We start from the raw sequence: 3,050 nt of genomic DNA, 5'->3' as shown, positions 1-3,050 counted from the left end.
GATCGATTCATCGTCAATCCGATCCACCAGATGCCGGGACTGAACACCTAATGCCGGTTCGTGACGTTCAAGTGACGTCGGTTGATCGGAGACCCGGATACCCCCGGCAACTGGGCATAAGCTGAGGTACGAAGGCGCCAAGCATGACAGACACAATCTGAGCTAGCCGCCGACATGCCCCGACAGGACGGTGTGAGATGCCCAGTGCGGGCTGATTGACCAGAGCGCAGATAGGCAACGGATCTCGCAATTAGACGCCTTCCCGTTGAGGATTTTCACAGCAGTCACCAAGGTTGCTAGCAATCGGAGAGGCGACTATCGTCTGAAGAAACGGCTACGTCCGTCGTCCCCCGATCCGTTGACACAAGGAGATTTTGATAGATGACGTTTGAGAAGAGATCCCGGATGGGCTGTCTGCTGGCGACATGTGCAGTCGTTTTTCTTGCGCCTTCAGCGCAGGCTTTTGACGAAACCCTGCTGACCCCTGAGGTTGCCAGCCGCAACGTGCCGAAGGAGGTCGAGCCATATGCCGACCCGGCGATCCTTCAGAATCTGGCACCGGTCCGCGCGACCTTCGACAACCTTGCGATCACCGAACCCGCCGACTCCATCAATCCTCGCATGACGAGCTTCGCGCAACAGATGGCGAAGACGATCTATGAACCGGTCGAGGGCCGTGCCTTTCTGATGGCCGGGTGGCAGCTCACATCGACCCTGATTGTTGTCGGTGAAGACGGTCTCATCGTGGTCGATCCGGGAGAGAGCGACGCTGCCTCCGAACGCATCATGACTGATTTCCGCACAGCGACAGACATAGAGCTACCGGTCACCGCGATTATCTACTCGCATCGCCACCCGGATCATTCCTTCGGCTCGGCCGGCCTTGGGGTCACACAGGAAGATGTCGAAAGCGGAAGTGTCCGCATTTTCGCCCATCACCAATTCATGGAATACCTCGCCAATGACGCCAGTGTCGTAGGGGAAATCCTGACGGAGCGAACAGCCTATGGGGGCGCTACATACCTTGGACAGAACGCCGAGGGTCTGGTCCATGCGGGTCTCGGGCCGACATTTGCGGGCGGAGAGATTTCATTCTATGCCCCGACCGACACTGTCGAGGACGAACTCGAAGTCGAGGTGTCGGGGGTCAAGGTAGTTCTCTTTGAGGCCTATGGCGACGCCGAAGACGAGATCGACATCTACTTCCCCGACCTTCGCCTCGTACACGGGTCAGAAACCATTCAGGGCGAAACGTTTCCAAATCTCTATACGTTACGCGGCACGAAGTATCGCGACCTTGTCAAATGGTACAAGGGCGTGGACCGGTTGCTCTCCTATGCAGAGCAAAGCGACGCCTACACCCACTCGCATATGCGCTCTTGGGTCGGGAATGACTTCATAACGGAGCGCATCCGGAATTACCGTGACGCGATTCAATATGTTCACGACCAGTCGATCCGGCAGATGAACAAGGGGGCGACGCGCGAAGAACTCGTCGACCTGATCCAGCTTCCTGAGAGTCTCGCGAACGACCCGTGGCTGCAGGAGTTCTACGGCAGCGTCGCCCATGTCGTGCGCAACGTCTATAACGGGTATCTCGGCTGGTATTCCGGTGATGCCACGGAACTGGCCGTGCCCGCATTTGACCGGCGAGCGAAACTGTACGTTTCTGCAATGGGCGGGCGCGATGCGGTGCTGGATATCGCCCGTCAGGCGATCGAGGCGGAAGACTATGGCTGGGCTATGGAGATCACGACCCACGTGGTTCGCGCAAACCCGTCCGACGAAGAAGCGCGTCAGGTCAAGGCTGATGCCATGCGCGCCTGGGGCTACGATCAGGCGAACATCTATTATCGCAATTTTGCCCTCTCCGGGGCAGCGGAACTTGACGGCAGCCTCGACAGGTCCGGCGCATTCAATTTTGCAAACCCGGTGATCATCCAGCAATTCAGCATTGGGACGATCCTGGAAAACCTGCGCGTCAAGATCGACGGTGAAAAGGCGGCGGAGGGCGATGTTTCCATCGGCTTTATTATCAACGACCGAGATGAAGAACATGGGTTTACCATTCGCAACGGGGTCGCTGTGTTCGAAGATGAAGTGCCCGAAGATGCTGATGTGACTTTGACCCTACCAAGCTCGGTGATCTACGACTTTGTCCTTGGACGTGCTACGCTGCGCGACGCAATCGAAGATGGCACGGCGACGGTGGACGGCGATCCCGAGGCGATCTTTACCTTCGCATCCTATTTCGATTTCGCGCCAGTGACGATCAATCTTGCAGGACGGTGATCCGGACATGACTGGATCCTGTCAATCATTGGTTCCCGTCCGAGCGGCCTTAGGTTTCATGGTTGCAGCCAGTCTCGTAGCTGCACCAGCCGCGTCCTGTTCCCTAGAAGCCCTGGATCTCAGTGGTTTCTCCGTTGATCACCGGGGGTCAATTCCAATTGCGCTTGCGACCAGAGCGGCAATAGATGCCGGACATATTGCAGAGTTGCCGAAGGATAACTCAGCACGCTACGCGGCCCTCTACGTCATCCGTTTGCGGGCGGTTACCCACATGCGGCGCCTTGCTGCACGCGCACTTTCTGGTGGTCCGGAGCTTGCTGTCCTGCTGACCCAAAGCGGGGCATGGATGCGCATCAATGACCCACGAACCGGCGCTCGATACCATGCAAGTCCTGCGGCCGAGACGGAACTGACCGTTCTGGTGCCAGATACGGTGTATGCCGCTTTGCTTGACGGGGAACTGACGGTTCAACGCGCCACAGAGCTGGGTCTACTTCGCGTCTACGGTACTGAAAATCGGGACGCGGCAATCCATGCCTTTGCCGACGCCTTGAGTATCTCGGGATAGGAAAGGGAACGCTGACGGCAGAGGTGTCAATCACGATCGGGAAACCCGCCACAAAGGCGGCGCAAATTCCCTCCAGCCTTGTTTACCAGCGGACGTCTGCCAGTGGGGTGAGGAACGGCATGCAACGCCTTCCGGGCCGGCTTGCGAATGCGAGGATCAGGTGGTGGATATTTCTCTTCGCCGTATTGCG

The 3,050-nt window shown here is 57.7% G+C and carries 2 protein-coding genes; both read left to right on the top strand.

The window, feature by feature from the left end:
* Window positions 1-381 precede the first annotated feature (381 nt).
* Complete coding sequence (locus AX756_RS06095; protein WP_082738966.1) at window positions 382-2,292, top strand: alkyl sulfatase dimerization domain-containing protein; 1,911 nt, start codon at window positions 382-384, stop codon at window positions 2,290-2,292.
* A 7-nt stretch (window positions 2,293-2,299) separates the two neighbouring features.
* Entirely contained in the window at window positions 2,300-2,860 is a 561-nt protein-coding gene (locus tag AX756_RS25520; protein WP_156461402.1) for a hypothetical protein, read from the top strand.
* Window positions 2,861-3,050 lie beyond the last annotated feature (190 nt).

Origin of the sequence: Aliiruegeria sabulilitoris, from assembly GCF_001558155.1 — a bacterium.
In the GTDB taxonomy this organism is placed as follows: domain Bacteria; phylum Pseudomonadota; class Alphaproteobacteria; order Rhodobacterales; family Rhodobacteraceae; genus Tropicimonas; species Tropicimonas sabulilitoris.
The sequence above is the reverse complement of the archived record's forward strand: the minus strand, read 5'-3'. Positions and strand labels throughout refer to the sequence as shown.

Excerpts from the sequence above, each read along its gene's own strand:
- AX756_RS25520 (WP_156461402.1), top strand. The coding sequence starts at position 2,300 with ATGACTGGATCCTGTCAATCATTGGTTCCCGTCCGAGCGGCCTTAGGT.
- AX756_RS06095 (WP_082738966.1), top strand. The coding sequence starts at position 382 with ATGACGTTTGAGAAGAGATCCCGGATGGGCTGTCTGCTGGCGACATGT.